The sequence below is a fragment of the Pseudoalteromonas sp. APC 3694 genome (assembly GCF_030407565.1).
GTDB classification, from domain to species: Bacteria; Pseudomonadota; Gammaproteobacteria; order Enterobacterales; family Alteromonadaceae; genus Pseudoalteromonas; species Pseudoalteromonas tetraodonis.
The window spans coordinates 9,182-30,791 of record NZ_JASDDE010000016.1; the positions used below are offsets into that span (position 1 = coordinate 9,182).

Annotated in this window: 16 protein-coding genes; 8 read left to right on the top strand and 8 right to left on the bottom strand. The window is 40.3% G+C overall.

Going from position 1 to position 21,610, the window contains the following annotated elements; all coding sequences use genetic code 11:
- Positions 1-175: 175 nt before the first annotated feature.
- A complete protein-coding gene (locus tag QMA00_RS07535; protein WP_008108981.1) occupies positions 176-646 on the bottom strand; it encodes a DUF2721 domain-containing protein in 471 nt (156 codons plus the stop codon).
- A gap of 233 nt (positions 647-879) precedes the next feature.
- Between QMA00_RS07535 and QMA00_RS07540 the strand changes: the two genes are divergently transcribed.
- The 4 genes from QMA00_RS07540 (at position 880) to QMA00_RS07555 (ending at position 7,703) form a co-directional block, all read left to right on the top strand.
- The gene (locus QMA00_RS07540) at positions 880-4,347 is read left to right on the top strand and encodes a S8 family serine peptidase (RefSeq protein ID WP_076922592.1); all 3,468 of its coding nucleotides are present in this window, start codon (positions 880-882) and stop codon (positions 4,345-4,347) included.
- 128 nt (positions 4,348-4,475) lie between these two features.
- Complete coding sequence (locus tag QMA00_RS07545; RefSeq protein WP_076922593.1) at positions 4,476-6,647, top strand: S9 family peptidase; 2,172 nt, start codon at positions 4,476-4,478, stop codon at positions 6,645-6,647.
- A gap of 159 nt (positions 6,648-6,806) precedes the next feature.
- The gene (locus QMA00_RS07550; protein WP_010392586.1) at positions 6,807-7,172 is read left to right on the top strand and encodes a DUF4870 domain-containing protein; all 366 of its coding nucleotides are present in this window, start codon (positions 6,807-6,809) and stop codon (positions 7,170-7,172) included.
- A 90-nt stretch (positions 7,173-7,262) separates the two neighbouring features.
- Positions 7,263-7,703 (top strand): YqaA family protein, encoded by a 441-nt coding sequence (locus QMA00_RS07555; RefSeq protein WP_036980806.1) that lies wholly within the window; start codon positions 7,263-7,265, stop codon positions 7,701-7,703.
- On the opposite strand, the gene folX is transcribed toward QMA00_RS07555, so the two are convergent.
- The 7 genes from folX to ycaO form a co-directional block, all read right to left on the bottom strand.
- Positions 7,680-8,036, bottom strand: a complete 357-nt coding sequence (gene folX, locus QMA00_RS07560; RefSeq protein WP_013463705.1) for a dihydroneopterin triphosphate 2'-epimerase — start codon at positions 8,034-8,036, stop codon at positions 7,680-7,682. The two genes, QMA00_RS07555 and folX, sit on opposite strands and share 24 nt — an antisense overlap.
- 3 nt (positions 8,037-8,039) lie before the next feature.
- Positions 8,040-8,594 carry a GTP cyclohydrolase I FolE gene (gene folE / locus QMA00_RS07565; protein WP_008108996.1) on the bottom strand — a complete coding sequence of 185 codons (555 nt, stop codon included), beginning with the start codon at positions 8,592-8,594 and terminating at the stop codon, positions 8,040-8,042.
- A gap of 25 nt (positions 8,595-8,619) precedes the next feature.
- On the bottom strand, positions 8,620-9,339 hold the full coding sequence (folM, locus tag QMA00_RS07570) for a dihydromonapterin reductase (RefSeq protein ID WP_013463706.1): 720 nt from the start codon (positions 9,337-9,339) through the stop codon (positions 8,620-8,622).
- A gap of 127 nt (positions 9,340-9,466) precedes the next feature.
- Entirely contained in the window at positions 9,467-10,303 is an 837-nt protein-coding gene (gene nadE, locus QMA00_RS07575; protein ID WP_036980816.1) for an ammonia-dependent NAD(+) synthetase, read from the bottom strand.
- Between the two features lie 72 nt (positions 10,304-10,375).
- A complete protein-coding gene (locus QMA00_RS07580; RefSeq protein WP_175416126.1) occupies positions 10,376-11,008 on the bottom strand; it encodes a YceH family protein in 633 nt (210 codons plus the stop codon).
- A gap of 47 nt (positions 11,009-11,055) precedes the next feature.
- Positions 11,056-14,406 (bottom strand): ATP-binding protein, encoded by a 3,351-nt coding sequence (locus QMA00_RS07585; RefSeq protein WP_069438756.1) that lies wholly within the window; start codon positions 14,404-14,406, stop codon positions 11,056-11,058.
- Between the two features lie 118 nt (positions 14,407-14,524).
- Positions 14,525-16,285 (bottom strand): 30S ribosomal protein S12 methylthiotransferase accessory factor YcaO, encoded by a 1,761-nt coding sequence (gene ycaO / locus QMA00_RS07590; protein WP_036980823.1) that lies wholly within the window; start codon positions 16,283-16,285, stop codon positions 14,525-14,527.
- 156 nt (positions 16,286-16,441) lie between these two features.
- Here ycaO and QMA00_RS07595 point away from each other — a divergent pair, with 156 nt between their 5' ends.
- From QMA00_RS07595 to QMA00_RS07610, 4 genes are all read left to right on the top strand, one after another.
- Entirely contained in the window at positions 16,442-18,730 is a 2,289-nt protein-coding gene (locus QMA00_RS07595) for a penicillin acylase family protein (RefSeq protein ID WP_076922594.1), read from the top strand.
- A gap of 76 nt (positions 18,731-18,806) precedes the next feature.
- Positions 18,807-19,655, top strand: a complete 849-nt coding sequence (locus QMA00_RS07600; protein WP_036980826.1) for an MBL fold metallo-hydrolase — start codon at positions 18,807-18,809, stop codon at positions 19,653-19,655.
- Positions 19,656-19,743: 88 nt separating this feature from the next.
- The gene (locus QMA00_RS07605; RefSeq protein WP_076922595.1) at positions 19,744-21,276 is read left to right on the top strand and encodes a bifunctional GNAT family N-acetyltransferase/carbon-nitrogen hydrolase family protein; all 1,533 of its coding nucleotides are present in this window, start codon (positions 19,744-19,746) and stop codon (positions 21,274-21,276) included.
- Complete coding sequence (locus QMA00_RS07610) at positions 21,276-21,593, top strand: multidrug efflux SMR transporter (protein WP_016900225.1); 318 nt, start codon at positions 21,276-21,278, stop codon at positions 21,591-21,593. Before QMA00_RS07605 ends, QMA00_RS07610 begins: the two co-directional genes overlap by 1 nt.
- The last annotated feature ends 17 nt before the right edge of the window (positions 21,594-21,610 follow it).

Below are 21,610 nucleotides of genomic sequence, written 5' to 3' on the forward strand. Positions count from 1 at the left end.
GTGCTAACTTTTAATTTTCGCTCTAACTGCCTGGCTCTGTCTGTAATACGTGCCATGTAGATAGTAATGCCCCGATAAATACTTGCTTCAATTTCACTTTACTCTACTCCTTTGACGGTTATTTGATTGTATTTGTATATTAGCTAACGCTTTAATTCAAGTTAAAGCAATGCCTTTAGTCGTTTATATCAATATCAGCAAATATCATTCCTCGACGCATACTGCGGGTTGCTAAAAATACCTCGCCAAGTAATGACATAAATGCACATATTAGCAATGCCATTGCACCAACAAAACAACTACCAATAGTGACGCCTAAATTAATCGATTGTATGTGCGATAAAAATAACAGCATAACCACAGCACAGACTAATAATGCACTTAATACACTTAAACTAAAGGCAATATGTATGCAGCGGGAGCGCTTAAGAAGCGCCCTTAGTTCAGTAGTTAGAGACAAGTTAAATTCTTCATCGGTGCTAACTTTTAATTTTCGCTCTAACTGCCTGGCTCTGTCTGTAATACGTGCCAAACGGTTGGATAGCACCCCAAGTGTTGCCGCAATACCTGTAATTAAAAAAACAGGGGCAACGGCTGTTTGAATGACTTTGGCCATAGTTAAAATATTAATTACATCGTTGTTCATTTATCTCTCAATTTAAATCTTTTTGTTTACAATTTTTTACAAACTGAATGTGTTTTATTTTCCTTTTAAATCAATATTTTATGGTGATTTTTCAAGGTGGTTGTTTTTTTGTGTAACTTTAATGTAGCAATGCTGTTGCAGGCGCAAAGGCTGACGCTTTATATTCGTAGTTATCAATCAATGGAATTGAAACTAGTAAATACAATAATACATAAACTATCCTAGGGGAAACGATGTCTAATAATATAATTAAAAGAACAGCAATCGCGACAGCTGTATCGGGTGCATTTGTGGCAACATTTGCCAATGCTGCGACTTTGCCAAATACTACAATGACTAACAAGCAAGTAGAGCAAATAAAAGAATTGGCAGCTGATAAAAAAGCGCCTTCAGCCCACATGATTGTTTTAAAAGCAAAAACCTCAGTTGATGCAGTTGCTGCTGGAACCTACCAAGTATCATCTAACCGTGAAGTAACGGCTCAGGTTGAGCAGCTACAGGACATAATGGCGCTTGAGCTTAGCAGCCTAGATTTTAATGCTAAGGTAATTGGCAAAACTAAAATTTTAGCGCCAACGTTAATTGTTCAAGCAACCCCTGAAGCGTTAGCAAAAATTGCAAAAGATGATCGTGTTGCTAGAGTTTTACCAATGTTCGATCGTGAGTTACATGTTGCAGCCAGTTCAGAATATATTAATGCCAAGCCGTTAATTACTGATGGTATTGCAAGTGGTAAAGGTCAGCGTGTTGCTGTACTTGATACGGGTATCGATTACACTCATGCTGCTTTCGGTGGCGCAGGCACTGTTGAAGCTTACCTAGCCGCACAGGCAGATCCAACATCAGTTGCATGGCCACAAGGCATTGTACAAGGTGGTTACGACTTTATACGTGATGATGCCGACCCTATTGAAAATGATGCCGCTAACTCGCCATCAACGGGTGATCCAACTAATCACGGTACATCATCTGCAAACTCTGTAAATGGTATTGCGCCTGACGTTGAACTTTACGCTTACTCAGTATGTGGCGGCGGTTGTCCTGGCGATGCGCAAGCGGCTGCTCTAGAAGCTGCAATGGATCCTAACGGTGATGGCGATATTTCAGACCGTGTTGATGTAATGAATATGTCTCTTGGTGGTGAATTTGGTGACACTTACACGGGTGGTGGTACACAGTACTTAGTTCAACGTGCAGTTGATTTAGGTGTGAATATGGTTATTTCTGCTGGTAACGATGGTGATAATCCGTTCCGTGTTGGTGGTCCAAGTACTACACCTAACGCACTATCTGTTGGCGCTATGACTCACCCAACAACTGAAATCGGTGTGGCATCAGGTACTGTTGCTGGCGTTGAAGGTAATATCCAGGCATCAGGTTTTGGTCCTCAAGAAGATTTTGCTATTTCAGGTGCAGATATTGAATTAGTTTATCCTGATACAAACCAGGATGGTTGTACTGAATTTGCTGCAGATGTTGACTTTACAGGCAAAGCAGTATTAATCGACCGTGGTGCATGTGCCTTTACGCAAAAAGTATTGAATGCACAAGCAAATGGTGCCGAGTTTGTAATGATCGCGAATAATACCGACGATGGTACCCCAGCACCTATGGGTGGTTCTGATGCGGACGTAACTATTAAAAACGTAGGTATTAATTTTGCTGCAGGCGCTGCTTTAAAAGCACAATTAGCAGCTGGCGGCCCTGCAACATTTGATATTAGCGTTGAAATTAAAACAACGGCAGGTGCGGTTGCAACATTCTCATCTCGTGGTCCTTCTATGGATGGGTTATTAAAACCAGAAATTACAGCGCCAGGTACGAGCATTGATGTAGCAGCAGCAGGCACGCAAACAGGCACAAACCCTGTTTCAGGCACATCTTTCTCTGGCCCAATTACAGCAGGCGCTGTTGCAATGATCCGTGAAGCGCATCCTGAGCGTAATGCGTTTGAGATTAAAGCAACAATCATGAATGCAGCAAACTTAAACGTAACAAATGAGCCTCTAGCTATTAATCCTGATTCAGAGCTTGCGCCAATTAGTATGATAGGTGCTGGTTTAGTTGATGTGACTAAGGCGGCTAACTTGCCAGTTGCTGCATGGGTCCATAATAGTGAGTTTGACACAAAACAAGCTGCACTATCTTATGGTTTAGTAAGTTTAGCGGAAACAGGTTCAATTACTAAAACAGTAACAGTTAAGAACTTCTCTGCAGATGCAAAAACTTATAATCTTCGCACAGAAGCGCGCTACCAAAATGATATTGATACGGGCGCAGTTAGTTGGGATTTCCCTGAATCTATAACAGTACCGGCAGGTCAAGCGATTAACTTTGATATTACAATGACGGTTGATCCAAGTAAATTACCTGCATGGGAATTAGAAAATCCATTCAGTGAAGAGGATATTGCAGCAAGAAGTGCTGCATTAACATCAGTAGAGTTTGATGGTGCGTTAGTATTTGATGATGCATCTACAGATGGCGATCACGATTTACATGTTGTTTATCATGCAATGCCAAAAGCTGCGACTCAGTTGAGCTACTCACCTGAAATTGTTAACAATGAAATGGCATTGGTTATTGAAAATACAGGTCAAACTGAAATTTCTCCACAAGCTGAAAGTATTGTTGCAATGGGGACAGAAAAATCAGTTGAAGATGCTGAATTTAATATCCTGTCTACTACATTCTCTGCATTCAATGCAGATTTCTGTGATTCAGGAATTTATATTACGTCATCAATACAACTACGAGATCCGTTAACTCATACTTTCCAAGCGGGTTATAGAATTGAAATAGATACCAACAATGACGGTGTATCTGATCAGTTCATGCAAAACTTAAATGACCGTGGTCGCACAACTGCATTCCCAGGTCGTAGCCGCACATTAATTGGTACAACTGATGGCGCTGGTAATGATGCATGGCAATGGGGTACGCCGCTTTTCCATGCTGCAGGAGAAGACACAGTTACTTTCTCAGGTTGTTCAGAGTTAATGAATATTGATGCTTCGCTTCTTGGTGAGCAAATGAACTTCAAAGTATCGGTAGGCTACCCTAGTTACCAAACTGGTGTTTACAGTGAAACAGACAGCGTAACAGGTTCAACAGTATTTGGCGTACAACCAGCAGTTGAAATGACCTCTTATGAGACAGGTGAAGCAATTTCTTCACTTAAACCTGGTGAGAAAGCGGTTGTTTCTGCAAGCGGCCCGTTTGCATTATCGCAAGGTTCAGGTACTAACATTATTAAAGTAATGGCAGCTGAAGACCTAGAGTTACCAGACGTTGAAGCTCCAACGCTGGTTGGTGGTGAGTTTAGTGTTTCTGAAGATGCAGCTGATGGAACTGTAGTAGGTGCGCTTACTATTGAAGAATCAGACTTAGACTTAGCTATTTCAGAGTACTATGTTCAATCTAATACAAACCTTGGTCTTGCTGTTGATGCAGAAGGTCAAATTGTGGTTGCAGATACCACTTTATTAGCGGGTGATACATCTGCAGAAATGGAAGTTGTTGCGATTGATGTTCGTGGTAATGTGTCAGAGCCTGCAATGGTAACAATAACCGTTACTAAAGTAGTACCACCTGTAGTTGTTACTCCAGAGCCTACTAAGAAAAGCTCTTCAGGTTCGTTAGCTTGGTTAACATTACTTGTAGCGCCGTTTGCCTTTATGCGTCGTCGTAAGCAAAAGTAGTGTATTAACTTAAATGTTATTTAAAGGGAGCTTCGGCTCCCTTTTTACATAGCTTCACAAACTAAATCTCCGTGTTATTAAATATTAGGTATATTTAATAAAAATAAAACTTACAGAGATTCCAATCAATGAAACATACCCCATTTGTTCTTACTTTTATTTCCTTAGCTATTTTAGGTGGATGTAACAAAGCGCCTGAAGTTAAACAAAACACGCCTACTGAACAGTCTGTATCTCAAATCGCGGTAATGCCGCCTATTGCGAAGAAAGTACCGCATAAAATGACAGTCCATGGCGACACGCGTATCGATAATTATTATTGGATGCGTGATGATGAGCGAAAAGATCCTGAGGTACTTAGTTACCTTGAGGCTGAAAATGCTTATACAGATGCAATGCTTGCGCACACAAAAACGTTACAAACTAGGTTATTTGAAGAGCTAAAAGGGCGAATTCAAAAAGACGATGATTCAGTGCCAGTTAAAAACGGTAACTATTATTATTCATCACAAACTCGCGGTGATAACGAATACGCAACTTATGTACGTAGTAGTGATTTTGCAGGCACTGACCAGCAGGTTATTTTAGATGTAAACGAGCTAGCTAAGGAACATGATTATTATGCCGTAAGTGGTTTAGATGTAAGTCCAAACGGCAATTTAATGGCATATGGTGAAGATACCGTAAGTCGTCGTATTTATGATATAAAAATAAAAGACTTAAGCACTGGTAAATTACTCGAAGATACGCTTAAAGGTACGAATGGCAGTGTTGTTTGGGCAAACGACAACAAAACGCTTTATTACATAAAAAAAGATTTACAAACTTTACTAGGTTATCAAGTTTATCGTCATACGCTCGGTACCCCACAAAGCGATGATGAGCTGGTTTACGAAGAAACAGACACAAGCTATTACACTGGTATAAGCAAAAGCAAAGACGATTCAGAAATTTATATTTGGCACAGCAGTACAACTGCGTCAGGTGTATCGGTTTTAAGTGCTGATGATGTTAAGGCTATGCCAAAACGCTTGATTGAACGTGAAGCGGATCTGGAGTATGGAATTTCTAAGCTGGGTAATACTTACTACATTGTCACTAATTTAAATGCGGTTAACTTTCAGCTTATGAAAGTTGATATTGATAAAGCCGGTGATAAAGCAAATTGGCAAAGTGTGATCCCTGCCCGCGATAATATAAAATTAGAAGGCATCGACTTATTTAACGACTACTTAGTGTATCAGCAGCGTGAAATGGGTCAGTCGACTATTATTGCTCGTAACTTAACCACGGGTAAAGAGATACCGCTTAGTTTTAACGACAGTGCTTATACAATTAGCACCTACGGTAACAATGATTTAAATAGCGATACATTACGTGTGTATTATACCAGTATGACAACACCCGCTTCATCGTATGATGTTAATTTAGCTACTGGCAATAAAACATTACTTAAACAACAAAAAGTACTCGGTGATTTTAGTGCAGATAATTACGCATCAGAGCGAATTTTTGTCACTGCACGAGATGGTATTAAAGTACCGGTAAGCCTAGTCTATCGCAAAGACATGTTTAAAAAAGAGGGGACTAATCCGCTGCTACAATATGGTTATGGCTCGTATGGCGCGACCATGGATCCTACCTTTTCTAGCGCTCGCTTAAGTTTGCTCGATCGGGGTTTTGTATTTGCCATTGCGCATATTCGTGGTTCACAAATGCTAGGTCGCCCTTGGTATGAGGACGGTAAACTACTGACTAAAAAGAACACCTTTAACGACTTTGTAGATGTTACCAAGGCATTGGTTGAGCAAAAGTATGGTGCAAAAGATAAAATATTTGCTCAAGGTGGCAGTGCGGGTGGCTTGTTAATGGGGGCAGTGGCAAACCAAGCTCCTGAGTTGTATAAAGGTATGGTGGCTGCAGTTCCATTTGTTGATGTAGTGACCACGATGCTTGATGCAAGTATTCCACTTACAACCAACGAATACGGTGAGTGGGGTAACCCTAACGAGAAAGAATACTATGAGTATATGTTATCGTATTCACCTTATGATCAGGTCAGTAAGCAAGATTACCCAAATATGTTAGTTACTACTGGCTTACATGATTCGCAGGTACAATATTTTGAGCCTGCAAAGTGGGTGGCTAAGCTGCGAGATTACAAAACAGATGATAATAAGCTACTGTTTAAAATTGATATGGAAGCAGGGCACGGAGGTGCATCAGGTCGCTTCAAACGCTTAGAAGATACTGCCTTAAATTATGCTTTTATGCTTGATTTAGCGGGTGTGAATAAGTAACTGGTCTGGCAATATCAATAAGCGCAGCTATTTGCTGCGCTTTTTTATTTTTAAATATACACAAATGCTTTGCATTGGATAAATAAGCATTTACATTAAGGTGGCTAATGAGTGTGAATATCATTTTAGCGCAAAATAAAAACGAGAAGGGAGAGTGTAATGGAACAAAATCAAGAGATTAAAGTCGTCAATAAAGATGACCGCACCTGGGCAATGTTATGTCATTTAAGTGCATTAGCGGGGTTTATTGTGCCATTTGGGTCGGTACTCGGCCCTCTTATTATCTGGTTAATTAAAAAAGATGAAATGCCAATTGTTGATATACATGGAAAAAAAGCCCTTAATTTTCAAATTACTATGGCTATAGCTTATTTTGTTTGTTTTTTACTAATTTTTGCAGCGGTTGGTTTACTACTGTTACCTATGGTGGCTATTTTTTCATTTGTGATGGTGGTTATCGCAAGCGTGAAAGCCAACGATGGCAAAGAGTTTAATTATCCCCTTAGCTTAAATTTGATAAAATAACTGTTTTTATTATTCAGCGCTTTGGTTTTAAGTTAAAAAATCGTTAAACCCAGCTAATTGCTGGGTTTAGTTTTTAGTCATAAGGAAAAAATGCTCTATATAACATTATTTTTTACAGCATTTATATCTGCCACGTTATTACCTAGCTCGTCTGAAGTATTGATGAGTGGCATGATCATGCAAGGCAATACTAACTTATGGCTGATTTGGTTTGCAGCAACCTTGGGTAATGTACTGGGCAGTTGTGTTAACTATTGGTTAGGGACGCAGGCATTGCGTTTTAAAGATAAAAAATGGTTTCCAGTATCTGAAAAAGGGCTTAAAAAAGCACAACAGCAGTTTAATAAATATGGTGTTTATAGCCTGTTGTTTGCTTGGCTGCCCATCGTTGGCGACCCACTAACCGTTATTGGCGGCGTGTTTAAAGTTCGCTTTACTACATTTTTAGTGCTGGTAACGCTCGGCAAGGGGTTACGTTATTTAGCGGTAATAGCCCTTGCCGTTGGATTATTTGTGCCAGTCGAGGGTTAAAGAAACCGAATCGGCAAAGCGCAACGCATGAGGTTTATCTACTCGAGCCTTAGCATAATTAACACTTGGGTGTGAGTGGCAAACAGCAAGAATTTCAGCAACTAGTTTTTCTAACAATAAAAAGTGTCCTTGCTCTACTAAGCTAATCACCTCTTTAGTAATCACTTTGTAGTTAAGTGCTTGGTCTACTTCATCTGTTTCACAAGCTTGATCAGCAGGGTAGTGAATTTCAAGGTTAATGACCACATCTTGTTTTTTTTCACGCTCATCAGGATTAAAACCTATAAATGTGCGTAGTCGTAAATTAGTCACATTAATAATTGCGTTTGCCATACATTATCCTTTGATCAGCTGTAAAAACTCATTACGTGTTTTCGGATCGGCTCTAAAGTTTCCTAGCATTACCGAGGTACGCATGCTTGAGTTTTGCTTTTCTACACCACGCATCATCATACACATGTGTTTTGCTTCAACAATTACACCCACACCTTTTGCACCAGTTACTTCCTCAACCGCTTTTGCAATTTGATGGGTAAGCTGTTCTTGAATTTGAAAACGGCGCGAAAACATATCAACAATACGCGCAAACTTAGATAAGCCTAATACTTTGCCATCAGGGATATAAGCAATATGACAACGGCCAATAAAAGGGAGTAAATGATGTTCACACATAGAGTAAAGCTCGATATCTTGTATCAATACCATGTCGTCAGCGTCAGAGGTGAATACCGCATTGTTCGTGATTTCGTTAAGCGTTTGACGATATCCTTGAGTAAGGTACTCCATCGCTTTTGCAGCGCGTTTTGGGGTATCAAGTAACCCTTCACGTTCAGCGTCTTCACCTACAGCAGTTATAATTTTTTGATAGCTTTCTTTTAATTCGTTATGCATAAGTTTCTCAGTTTTATTAGATGACTTACTTAAGATGGCGACCACCATCAACAGGTAAAGCACGCCCTGTGATGTAATGGCTGTTCAGTAGTAGGTCTATACTATTGATAATTTCTTGGCATCCAGGTTCGATACCCATTAATGATTTTTTTAAAGTTTTAGCGCGGTACTGCTCATCATCATGTTGGTTAAAAATAATTAATGATGGCGCGACTGAATTCACTTTTATGTTAGGTGCGTATTTAGCGCTAAATGATTTAGTTAAGTTATCCAGTGCGGCTTTACTGGCCGCATAAGCAAGATGCTTTGGACTGCCTGTTTCCACTACATAATCAGTCAAATGAATAATGTCAGCGGGTTTAGCATGCGACGCCTGATAATTTAATAGTAAATCTGCGCAATGTAAGTTTACCAAGTACGGTGTTTTTGCATGAATGCGCATCATATTGTCAAACAGCTGCTCAAAGTGAGGGTTGTTAGCTTCACAGTCCCAGCTTGATGCATTATGAATAACTGCCCTGAGTGAGTCAGTGTGTGATTTAAGCAACGTAATAAAAGTATTAATGCCCTCATCAGTACTAAAGTCAGCATAAAGACAGGTAACCCCTTGTTGTTCCAACGAATCAACAGCCTCATGACGGGTCCGATAAGTAATAATGACCGCTTGCCCTTGGGCTATAAAGTGCTTTGCCAGCGCAAGCCCTATACGTTGTGCTGCACCAGTAATCAAAATAGGGGGGGTCATAAAATATAAAACTCTCTGTTGGCAAGCGTTAAGGTTAACGTTTAAAAATTTAAGCCACTTATTTTCACGTCATGTTTACGTAAAATACAAGCGGCTCGATCAGTTAAATCACGCTCATAATATTGATTTAAAAAGCATCGTATATTGTTGGAATAGGCTGGCGCTTATGTTGCGTGCGCTGGTAAATTGCAATTAGCGTTTCTTCTACATAACTTGAAACTGCTTTACCTTCTAAAAAGTCATCAATTTCTTCATAACTTAAGCCAAGTGCTTCTTCGTCTGTTAGTCCTGGTCTATCACTTTCTAAATCCGCTGTTGGTGCTTTCTCAACTAAAAACGCAGGCGCACCCAATGTGGTTGCTAATGCACGAACTTGGCGTTTTGATAGGCCAAATAAAGGAGCCAAATCGCATGCACCATCACCAAATTTAGTGTAAAAACCAGTAATATTTTCAGCACTATGATCGGTACCGACCACTAAGCCTTGGCAAAAGCCGGCTATTTCATATTGCGCAATCATGCGTTGGCGAGCTTTGACATTACCTTTAATAAAATCGATTTTATCTTGCGAAGGGAGTGTTTGTTCGGTACCCGCGAGAGTTGCCATTGTCTGCTCATGCAGTGCATCGGTTGCGGGTTTAATGTTTACCGTCATGCGGGTGCTCGGCTTAATGAAATCAACCGCCATTTGCGCTTCACTTTCATCAGCTTGAACGCCATAAGGTAGGCGCACAGCAATAAATTGATAATGAGTGTCAGGGTGTTCTTGGTTTAGCTCATCAATAGCAAGTTGACACAAACGGCCACAGGTCGTTGAATCTACACCACCACTGATCCCTAGTACAAGTGAGGTTGAATATGCCGCTTTTAAACGTGCTTTAATAAAATCCACTCGGCGTTTAATTTCAGCGTTTACATCAATCGAAGGCTGAACTTTCATTTCAGCCATAATCTCGGCGCGCATGGCCCGCTCCTTTAGTTAAATAATTTTTACGCTCTACATAGAACAACTATTATGTGATTTCATATTTATGAATTAAAGCCCTAAGTGAGCTTTTATTTGTTTAAGCTGGGCTTTTAGCTCATCAATTTCTGCAAGTAAGTCATTTAGCTCAGTGTTTTTTATATCATCAGTGTGTGTTTGTGCCTCAAGTGAAGCCTCGTTCACAGATGATTGATCTGCAAATAAATGAATATATCGACAATCCCGTTTACCTGATTCGCGCGGCATCTTTTTAACATGATTGCTTTGAATTAGTTGTTCAAGTGACTTTTCAACATCATCAATACGAGCAAAGTCGGCAAGGCGGCTACTACGTGTTTTTAATTCGCCAGGTGTTTGTGCGCCTCGCAATAATAATAAACAAATAATCGCCCTTTGCTGTTGATCAAATTGCAGGTGACTAAACTCAGTATTACAAAAACGATGATCGTATTTATTAACTCGCCCAGACAGCCCTTCATTTACAGTGACTAATCGCATACTGATTAACTCATCAACGGTTATTTGAACTTGCTCTTCTGTATAATTAACAACTGGCGCGCGATTCGATTTTTGATTACAGGCATTTGTTAATGCATTTAACGATAAAGGGTAGTGCTCAGGTGTTGTGCTTTGTTTTTCTAATAAACAACCAATAACGCGTTGTTGCTCCATTGATAATTGCAATTGCATACCTTATCTCACCTAATAAATCCTATTTTTAGCTTACACTGTTATTTGCTTGTAAGCCATTGCTGGAGCTTAGAATGAAGAGTTGTGGCATTGAGGGGTTTAGTTAAATAGTCATCCATACCAGTGGCCAAACATTTGTCTTTATCACCCTGCATTGCGTTTGCGGTAAGCGCTATTATTGTTATGTTTTTATTTACCTTGCCTGCTTTGCCTTCTCTGATGGCAATAGTTGCTTGATAGCCATCCATCGTAGGCATTTGGCAATCCATTAATATTAATTGATAAGTGTTAGCTGGGTTTTGATTCAACTTTTCAATTGCCTCAGCACCATTTTCAGCAATCTCAAATGTCACGTTCAACTGTTTTAAAAAAGCAGCGGTAACAACTTGGTTAATTTTATTATCTTCTACTAATAAAACATGCGCCGCCAGTGTATCTGTCATAACCTCAGTGGCAGCAAGCGACTTTAGTTGTGTACCAACGTGTGTTTGCTCGATAGAGCTTTTTGCAGTCAGCGCATTTTGTAAATCAAGAGGGGTGAGTGGTTTAAATACGAGGGTTTCTTCGGTTAAAAATGTGGCACTTTTATTTGTATAACTCATGGGAGCCATAATAATTAAATGGCTATTACTTTTTGTTAAAAACTGCTTAAGTGCGAGTGCTTGAGCTTCGTATAATGGTTCAAATAAAGCACTGTCAACAAGCACAATGTTTGGTGGGGTATCTTCATGGCTATTAATGTAGGCACTTATAGACAGGTAATCGCAGATCGTGCTGACCTTAGCCCCCCAGCGAGTTAATTGTTTTTTGGCAATAGTGGTATTAAGTAAGCAATCATCAATAACCCAAATACGCTTATTTTTAATTGCTTGATATGCTTCGTGCTGTTGAACTAATTGAGGGGTTATCTTTATAAAAAAGGAAAATGTACTGCCTTTATTTGGTGTACTGCTCACATTCACTTCGCCACCCATGAGCTCACACAGCTGCTTGACAATAGCAAGACCCAGGCCTGTGCCACCATATTGGCGTGTGGTTGATGTGTCTGCTTGAGTAAATGAATCAAATAAATGGGGCTGTTTTTCTGCGCTGATTCCTATACCTGAGTCAGCGATTGCACATTCTAAAACTGTGGCGTCAAGTGTGTGGGCAATTTTAGCGGTTATCAATATTTCACCGTTTTGGGTGAATTTAACGGCATTACCAATTAAGTTACTTAAAATTTGACGTAATCTATTTGGATCGCTAATAAATTCGCTGCTAGTGATATGTGTTGCATCCAAAATTAACGTGGTGTTATTTTGCTCGGCTCTTAATGCAAATGACTCAACCACTTCACCCAGTAAGTGAGGTAAATTAAATTGAATATTTTCAATGTCTAACTTGCCAGCCTCTATTTTAGAAAAGTCTAAAATATCATTAATAATTTCTAATAATGACTCTGCAGATGATTGCGCAAGTTTAATATGACGCTTTTGTTGTTGATCTAATTGGGTTGCTTTAACAATATTAAGCATTCCCAACACCCCATTCATGGGTGTGCGAATTTCATGGCTCATACTGGCTAAAAACTCACTTTTTGCAATCACAGCTTGTTCTGCGGCTTCTTTTGCCCTGACTAGTTGTGCCTCTGTTTCTATACGTTGTTGGCTAGCGTAAAGGCTGCCAATTAAAGCCCCTACAGCAATTAAAAAGCTTTCTTCATTATGGCTCCATGTTCTAACTATATCTTGCTCAGCACATACTATTCCAATAGAGCCACTGCTTGCAGGAATAAGAACACACAGCATCGCCTTGACTGAAAACGGTTGAAGGTAGCTTTCTTTGATGGGGGCTAAGTAGGGATGTTGTTGAGCATTATCAACACAAAATATCGCTTTTCGTTCTATTGCGGTAAAAAAGTCAGGAATAGTTTCTTGCAGCCACGGAATATTATTTTCGCTACCTGAACGATTAAAACTCGCAAATTGAATTAGCTGGGTTCTTTGTTGGTTAAACAATTTTATACTGGCGCAGTTTACCTCAAGGGCTTGGCAAATAGACTGCGTGATTAATTCTTTAGATTGGCTTAGTTTGCCATTTAATATTTCATCACTCACCGTTAAGGAGGCCAAGGTTTCGTTAAAACGAGCAATTTTACGATTTTCTAATTCTACTTTTTTACGGGCATCAATATTTTGTAATGAACCAAATATTCTTATACAACGGCCATTTTTATGTTCAGCTTCACCGTGAACAAGTGCCCATACAGGCTGACCATTTGCATTGATCACTTCAAGCTCAGTTTCGTAACTTTCACCATGCTTAATTGCTCTTTCAACCAGTTTAGCGATTTTTTCTCTACTTTCACCTTCTTTAAAATAGTTTAAATTTTCTGACCATTTTGGTTGCTCATCTAATGGGTATTCAAGTATTTTTTTAGTCATATCTGACCAAAACACGTGTTTTTTTTCTAAGTTAAACGACCATGCACCGACTTGTGCTAAATTACTCATCACCTCAAGCATTCTTTCGCTTTCTTGTTCACGGTTGAGTATTTTTAGATAAAACAAAAAGGCAGAAATGAGCAAGCCTAACACGGTTAAAATAATGAACCGTAAAGGCCAGACCGAAGAACTCACTGGTTGCCAGCCTTGCTTGGGTATAACATAAAGCTGCCAAGCACCTCCTTGAAAGTTTAAAGTAAATTCTAGAGGGTCTTGATCAGTAATAGAGGGGTCACCGAAAAAAAAACCACCTTGCTTACCTAATCCATTACGTCCTTGTATTGCTATATTATAATTTTGCTGTAGTTCAATGATCCCCGAATTTTCATAAACTTTTTCTATATCGAGTACCACTGAGAGCAATCCCCAAAAGGCGTTATTTTCTGGCAAGTATACTGGTACGCGCGCAATCAAAGCTTCGTTGCCTTGGATAAGCTGAAGTGGACCTGCCATCACGATCGTATTCGTGTCTCTTGCTTTAATGGCATCTTCGCGCTGTGCTTTATTTTCCAAAAAATTAAGGCCTATCGCTTTTTCGTTACCTTTAATCGGATGGGTCATTTTTATTACCATGTCTGGCGCCGCGCCAATGTTACGTAGCTCATTTGAGGTTTCAAAAAGGGGAGCTGCAATTTGTTCAAAGCGAGTTTGATCTAAGTTTGGCTCAGCGGCAACAGCAATAGCTAAGCCACGAATGAGTTGAATATTAGACACTAATACAGCTTCAAGTTGTGCTCTATAGGTACTTACCTGCGACAGAGTGCGTAATCGATAAGCATCTTTCTCACGGTGATAATTGACGTGATCAAGCACCAAGCTGATAGTGATTATCAACACCAGCGATAATAAAAAAGCCAGCTTAGCGTTATTAATTCGGGTGCGTTTGTTTTTGCGCTGCGGGGACATAGAATGTAATTAAGTTGTTAATCAAGACTGGCTAACTATAGTCAATTTATCGAAGAAATAAAAATGGCGCAGTTAAAAGTGCGCCATTTTATTTTTATAATTAGTAGTTTAGGTGTGGTTATGAGTCGCTAATTTCGCGCGCCCAATGTTGTTGCTTTGCAACGTGTAATTTGCGGTAACCATCAAGAAGTGCTGCATGCTTTTTAAAGCCCTCAAGCGATAAGCCTGGGAAAGTTAAGCCGTTAAATAATTTACGACCTTCAGCAATTTCAATAGCAAGCGTGACATTGTCGCTACCAAACATTAAACCTAATGCATCTTGATAACTTGCATATTCGCGCTCGTCATCATATTTAATTTCAAGGATTGCTTTTAAGCAACGAAAGTGACGCATCGCTTCGTCGTTTACTTGGCCGGTATGCAAAATCCAATCAACCCAGTCAATAGCTTCTTCATTACCCGCCGCTAAGCATAAATGTGCTTTAAGCTCACCAATGCGTAGTGTGTGCCAAGGTGTATCGGCGTCGGTTGCTAAGCCAATGAATTCAGCTGCGCGAATAATATCGCTGTGACCTGCTTCTTCGAGGTTGTCGTAAATTTCCATCCATTGTTTGCTATCGTACTGATCAAGCGATAAGAAGTCTTCGCGGAATTTAGCGCCTTCATTATTGTTGCGCCAAATTAGCTCATCTACAGGATAAATGTCTGACATACCAGGAACTAAAATACGACATGCATACACGTTTAAGTGGGTGTAATCCATAATATAGATATCGTGACCCATGCTATGAATTAAATCAGTACAGAAGTTGTATTCTTGCTCAGTTGAACCACTAAAGTCCCAATGTACAAATTCAAAATCTGCTTCAGAGCGGAAAAAGTCATGTGAAATTAAACCGCTTGAATCAATAAAGTGCAGTTCAATGTTCTCAGGAGTAGCGACTTCGTCGTTATCAAATGTAGCAGGTTGGAATACGTCAAGTTGATCTAGGCGACGACCTTGCAGTAATTCGGTAACGGTACGCTCTAGCGCTACTTCAAATGAAGGGTGAGCACCAAAAGAGGCAAATACTGACCCATCAACAGGGTTTATAAGCGTGACGCTCATTACTGGGTATTTACCGCCTAGTGATGCATCCGCAATGCGTAAATGGAAGCCATGGCTACGCAGCTCTTCACAGGCTTCATGAATTTTAGGGTATTGTTTTACCACCTCTTCAGGCACGATTGGTAAGCTGATACCTTCGGCAATAATGCGGTTTTTAATAGCGCGCTCAAATACTTCAGATAACCCCTGAACACGGGCTTCAAATTTAGTATTACCGGCACTCATGCCATTAGAAACAAAAATATTACCAATCACATTCACCGGAATATAAATGTCTTGGTTGTCGCGCTGACGAGTGTACGGTACAGAACAAATACCACGTTCAAAATTGCCAGAGTTAAAGTCATAAAGGTGTGATGCGGTTAATTCACGCTCTGGGTCAAAATAATCCCATAAGCTTTCATCCATAATACCCTGTGGTATTTCATCGTTTTCAACTTTAAACCATTTCTCGTTTGGGTAATGAGTAAAGTCATCATTGGCAAACTCTTCGCCTAAGTAAAAATCAGCAAAAAAGTAGTTACAGCTTAAACGCTCAAAATATTCACCTAGCGCAGAGGCGATAGAGGCTTTATCAGTGGCACCTTTACCATTAGTAAACATCACACCGCAGTCGCTATCTTTTATATGAACTGAATAACAGTTTGCTACAGGGTTAAGCCACAGCGCTTCTTCAATATTAATATTTAGCGCTTTTAGCTTGTTTTGCATGGTAGAGATAGACGATTCTAAATCGCGGTCTTTACCTTTAATAAATGTTTTTTCAGTCATTTTGATCTCAACTAGGTCTGCACAATACATGAACTGTGTATTATCGTGGATTTTGATGTTTATTTCACCCTTTACCCGCTTTTCGTAGTGTTTTTAATAGAATGAATATGAATATATGCTAATAATAGTTTATTGAAAAAGTTGAAGGGTATGTTTATGTTTAAAGTAATCAAACGGTTGCTATTAATTGTTGTGATTTTAGCGCTCGCCAGTACTGCAATTGTTTACGGCGTGTTGACTCTAAGTTTACCTACCCTTGATGGCAAAGGCCGAAGCGATGCAGTGACACAGCCCGTTAAAGTCGCTCGTGATACGCTTGGCCAAGCTGTTATTACTGCAGCAACTCGCCACGATGCTGCCTATGGCTTAGGTTATGCTCACGGGCAAGACCGCTTTTTTCAAATGGATTTACTTAGACGTAATGCCGCAGGTGAGCTAAGCGAGCTATTTGGTGAATCCGCGCTTGGGCTTGATAAAAAAATGCGTTTTCACCAATTACGTAAACGCAGCCAAGCTATTTTAAAAACCCTCCCGAAGGCCGACAAACAGCTGCTACGCAGTTATGCCCAAGGTGTAAATGAAAGCCTTGCACAAGTAGGGTACCCCAGTTTTGAATATTTACTCACGGGGGCTGAGCAGAAGCCTTGGCAAAGTGAAGACAGTTTACTAGTTATTTTTAGCATGTACCTTGATTTACAGTCATCTACATTTGAGCGCGACCAAGCTTTAATTCAAATAGAGCAGCAGTACGGGGCTGAAATGGTAAGTTTTTTAACTCAGCCTAGCCAATATCAAGCCGCATTGGATGGCAGTCAGCTCGCTCTTTTGCATAACCCAATCCCCGAACTTTTATCGCAACCAATCACCGCGATTAAACCCATTACCGCTAACTCGGAAGTGGGTAGTAATAATTGGGCTGTCACCTCAAATTTAACCAACACTCAGGCTGCGATGCTCTCTGATGATATGCATTTATCAATAGCTGTGCCGGTTATTTGGTATCGAGCCCAATTAAACTATTCATTAAATAATAAACCCATGCAGGTAACGGGTGTCTCGCTTCCGGGAGCGCCGGCGATTGTAGTAGGCACAAATAACAACGTTGCATGGGGGTTTACCAACGGGTATTTAGATACCGCTGATTGGATTGCGCTTAATAGCGATAGCAAAATGTGGCAAGTAGATGAGTCTATTGCATTACCCAGTGGCAAAGTAGAAAGTTACTTTCTTACGCTCAGTGAATACGGTCCGGTAAAATACATCAATGAAAAGCCTTACGCACTGAGCTGGGCTGCACATCAACCATACGCCGTTAATATGCAGCTATTACAGCTTGAGCAAGCACAGACTGTTGATGATGCGCTTGATATTGCAAGTGACGTAGGTATTCCAGTACAAAACCTGCTGGTGGTCGATGACCAAGGAAATGCAGCATGGAAAAATATGGGCGGCATTCCTGCGCGAAAAGTACCCAATGAATTAGCCGTAAAAGAAGAAGATTACTCCGCGCTTTGGCAGCAAAACGAAATCGATCGACCTTTTATTAAAAATCCTGAAAACGGGCGATTATGGACAGGTAATTCTCGAGTGGTATCTGCTGATGATAACGTCCGTTTTGGTAATGGCGGCTATGCGCTTGGAGCCCGTGCAACGCAAATTCGTGATAGGTTATTTGAAAAACAACGCTTTAATGAAAGTGATTTTTATCAGTTGCAGTTAGATAACCAAGCACGATTTTTAATGCCTTGGCATGCCTTATTGCTTGAGCAGTTAAAAAAGCAGCCCACGCGCTATAAAGATCACATAAATGCCCTCGAAAACTGGCAGCAATGCGCTTGCCCGCAATCAATAGGGTATACCTTAGTAAAGACGTATCGTGATGAACTGATTAATATTCTATTTAGCAGTATTGAGACAACACTCAACCAGCAAGATGGCACATTAAAATATGTGAAACGTGATTTAGAGCCTGCTGTTTGGCAGTTAATAAAGGCTCAGCCAACAAGTTGGGTTAATCCGCAGTTTACTAATTGGGAGCAGCAATTACAGGGTGCCTTTGAGCAAACACTCACGCAGTTAACATCACGGTTTGGTAGTAACATACAAAACTGGCAGTGGGGAAAAGTAAACGAATTAGCGATTGAGCACCCGTTTGCTAAACAAATGCCCATACTAAGTAAGTTACTTAACATGCCAACAGCGCCCGGGTTTGGTGACAGTTATATGCCAGCGGTGCAAAAACGTAGTTTTGGCGCATCACAGCGTTTTATTGTTCAGCCTGGGCACTTAAAGAATGCTATTTTAACGATTCCGGGTGGGCAATCAGGGCACCCACTTTCTGAATTTTACCGAGCTGGCTTTGATGAATATGTAAAAGGTAAGCACACGCCATTATTACCGCAAGCATTAATGCACCAAATTGAAATTACACCAATGAACGACTAGCCTTGGATGCAAAGTGAGCTAAATAAGTAGTAATAACGTTTTATAACCCAGATAAAGCAATTATAGGAAAACAAAAATGAAAAAATTACTACCGGCATTAATCACCAGTTTACTGTTAAGCAATCATGCATTTGCGGATGAAAACCCTGTTACGGCTACACAATTAAGTGAACATGTTTACGTGTTATTTGGCCAAGGCGGTAACATTGCCGCAAGCGTGGGGGATGATGGTATTTATATTATTGACGATCAGTTTGCCAAGCTTTCCGACGATATTAAAAAAACCATTAGCGAATTAAAGCCAGGCAGTGCCGAGTTTGTAATTAACACACACCATCATGGTGACCATACTGGGGGTAACGAGAACTTTGCCAAAGCGGGCGCACATGTGATTGCTCACGACAATGTGCACAAACGCTTAAAAGAAAAACATGGTGAGGGTTCTGATTACTTACCGCGTATTAGTTTTGGCCATGATTTAAAACTGCACTTTAACAATGAGCATGCGCATGTTGTGCACTACTCAAATGCACACACAGATGGCGACTCGGTTATCTTTTTTAGTAACGACAACATAGTGCACATGGGCGATATATATTTTAACTTTGGAAGCTTACCTTTTGTTGATGTAGATAGTGGCGGTAGTGTTAATGGTGTTTTAGCGGCGGTTGATGATGTGATTAAACAAATTGATGAAAAAACAACCGTTATTCCAGGGCATGGCCCGATAAGCGACCGTTCAGGGCTAATGACGTATCGTAAGCTGGTACAAAAAGCGAAAGATGTTATGCTTAATGCTATGCAAAACGATGCCAGTTTAGAGCAAGTCCTCAAAGCCGATCCATTATCAGAACTTGGCCTTGAATACGCAAACTGGTTACCAAAAGAGCGTGTAACCACCCTTTTTTATCGCAGTTTAAAGTAGCGCCTAGCGCGAATAAAAACGCATAAACCTAATTAAGCTGAGCATTTGTTCAGCTTTTTTGATTTTTACGTGCCTAAAGGAGTTGTATATGTCGGCAGAAAAAACCCATCTTGAAATTTGTAACTTAAGCAGAGAACAATACCCACAAATTAAAACCTTGATGGACGAAGCGTACCCTGATTTAGGCGGCGCATGGCCAAGCCATACAATTTTTAGACTTATAGATCAGTTCCCTGAAGGGCAAATTGGTATTGTTGATGATGGCGTGCTGGTGGGTTTAGCGCTGAGTGTCCAAGTGGATTATGCACGTTTTTCAAACCCGCATACCTATGAAGACATTGCCGATGGCCACGACCGTGTATTTAGCGATACCACAGGAGATGCTTTATACGGCTTGGATGTTGCCATTAGTGAGCAATACCGAGGCATGCGTTTAGGGCGCCGTTTATATGATGCGCGAAAAGAATTGTGTCGCCAGTATAACTTACGCGCTATTTTAGCGGGTGGGCGTATTCCGCGTTATTACAATCACAGCAGTGAAATGACCCCGATGGAATACATTGCTAAGGTCGATCAAAAAGAGCTGTATGACCCCATACTCAGTTTTCAATTAGCCAATGACTTTCAGGTTAAACGATTATTAAAAAAATACTTACCTGAAGATCAGGAGTCGGTCGGTTATGCCACATTACTTGAGTGGAATAACATTATGTATGAGCCAACCGACACCGTTATTGAGTCAACTAAATCAATCGTGCGCGTAGGAGCTGTGCAATGGCAAATGCGCTGTGTTGAATCGGTTGAAGAAATGCTTAAGCAAGTTGAATACTTTGTTGATACGGTATCTGATTACAAAAGCGATTTCATTTTATTCCCTGAGTTTTTTAATGCGCCACTGATGGGATTAACCGAGCAAAGTAATCAAACCGAGGCAATTCGGTATTTAGCCGAATACACAGAGACCTTTAAAAACGCCATGTCGCGTATGGCGATAGAATACAACGCCAACATTATTACTGGCTCAATGCCGCTTGCCGAAGACGATAAAATATATAACGTTAGTTATTTATGTCATCGCAGCGGTAAAATAGACGAGCAACGTAAAATTCATATTACCCCGCATGAACAAAATGACTGGGTGATCCAAGGCGGTGATAAAATTGCTGTATTCGATACAGATGCAGGCCGTGTAGGTATTCAAATTTGTTATGATGTCGAATTTCCTGAGTTGTCACGTATTTTGGCCACCCAAGGTTTGGATATTTTATTTGTGCCATTTTGGACTGACACTAAAAATAGTTACTTGCGTGTACGCCATTGTGCCCAAGCACGTGCCATTGAAAACGAATGTTATGTGGTTATTGCAGGCTCTGTGGGTAACTTACCTGAAGTAGAAAGCTTAGATGTGCAGTTTTCACAGTCGGCGGTACTAACCCCATCGGACTTTTCATTTCCGCACGATGCCACACTAAATGAAGCCACCACCAATACAGAAATGTTATTATTTAGCGACTTAGATATGGATAAGTTAAAAATTCTTCACAGTGAAGGGACAGTGCGTAACTTAAAAGACCGCCGCAGTGATTTATATGAAGTGATATTGAAAAAGAGAGATGTTTAATGGCGTGGATGTACTTAATAATTGCAGGGTTACTTGAAATTGGTTGGCCAATAGGCCTAAAAATTTCACAAAACCCAGATACTCGTTGGCAAGGCATTGCAATTGCAATCGCGTTTATGGTCGCAAGTGGCTTTATGCTTTGGTTAGCGCAAAAGCAAATCTCTATGGGGACATCATATGCGGTATGGACGGGGATTGGGGCCGCTGGTACGTTTTTAGTTGGCATATTATTTTACGGTGATGCAGCCACGTTTGGCCGTATTGCTGGTGTATTAATGATTATTTGTGGTGTTATCACCTTAAAAATTAGTCATTAATTGTTAGATTAAAAAAC

Excerpts from the sequence above, each read along its gene's own strand:
- QMA00_RS07535 (WP_008108981.1), bottom strand. The coding sequence starts at position 646 with ATGAACAACGATGTAATTAATATTTTAACTATGGCCAAAGTCATTCAA.
- QMA00_RS07540 (WP_076922592.1), top strand. The coding sequence starts at position 880 with ATGTCTAATAATATAATTAAAAGAACAGCAATCGCGACAGCTGTATCG.
- QMA00_RS07545 (WP_076922593.1), top strand. The coding sequence starts at position 4,476 with ATGAAACATACCCCATTTGTTCTTACTTTTATTTCCTTAGCTATTTTA.
- QMA00_RS07550 (WP_010392586.1), top strand. The coding sequence starts at position 6,807 with ATGGAACAAAATCAAGAGATTAAAGTCGTCAATAAAGATGACCGCACC.
- QMA00_RS07555 (WP_036980806.1), top strand. The coding sequence starts at position 7,263 with ATGCTCTATATAACATTATTTTTTACAGCATTTATATCTGCCACGTTA.
- folX (WP_013463705.1), bottom strand. The coding sequence starts at position 8,036 with ATGGCAAACGCAATTATTAATGTGACTAATTTACGACTACGCACATTT.
- folE (WP_008108996.1), bottom strand. The coding sequence starts at position 8,594 with ATGCATAACGAATTAAAAGAAAGCTATCAAAAAATTATAACTGCTGTA.
- folM (WP_013463706.1), bottom strand. The coding sequence starts at position 9,339 with ATGACCCCCCCTATTTTGATTACTGGTGCAGCACAACGTATAGGGCTT.
- nadE (WP_036980816.1), bottom strand. The coding sequence starts at position 10,303 with ATGCGCGCCGAGATTATGGCTGAAATGAAAGTTCAGCCTTCGATTGAT.
- QMA00_RS07585 (WP_069438756.1), bottom strand. The coding sequence starts at position 14,406 with ATGTCCCCGCAGCGCAAAAACAAACGCACCCGAATTAATAACGCTAAG.
- ycaO (WP_036980823.1), bottom strand. The coding sequence starts at position 16,285 with ATGACTGAAAAAACATTTATTAAAGGTAAAGACCGCGATTTAGAATCG.
- QMA00_RS07595 (WP_076922594.1), top strand. The coding sequence starts at position 16,442 with ATGTTTAAAGTAATCAAACGGTTGCTATTAATTGTTGTGATTTTAGCG.
- QMA00_RS07600 (WP_036980826.1), top strand. The coding sequence starts at position 18,807 with ATGAAAAAATTACTACCGGCATTAATCACCAGTTTACTGTTAAGCAAT.
- QMA00_RS07605 (WP_076922595.1), top strand. The coding sequence starts at position 19,744 with ATGTCGGCAGAAAAAACCCATCTTGAAATTTGTAACTTAAGCAGAGAA.
- QMA00_RS07610 (WP_016900225.1), top strand. The coding sequence starts at position 21,276 with ATGGCGTGGATGTACTTAATAATTGCAGGGTTACTTGAAATTGGTTGG.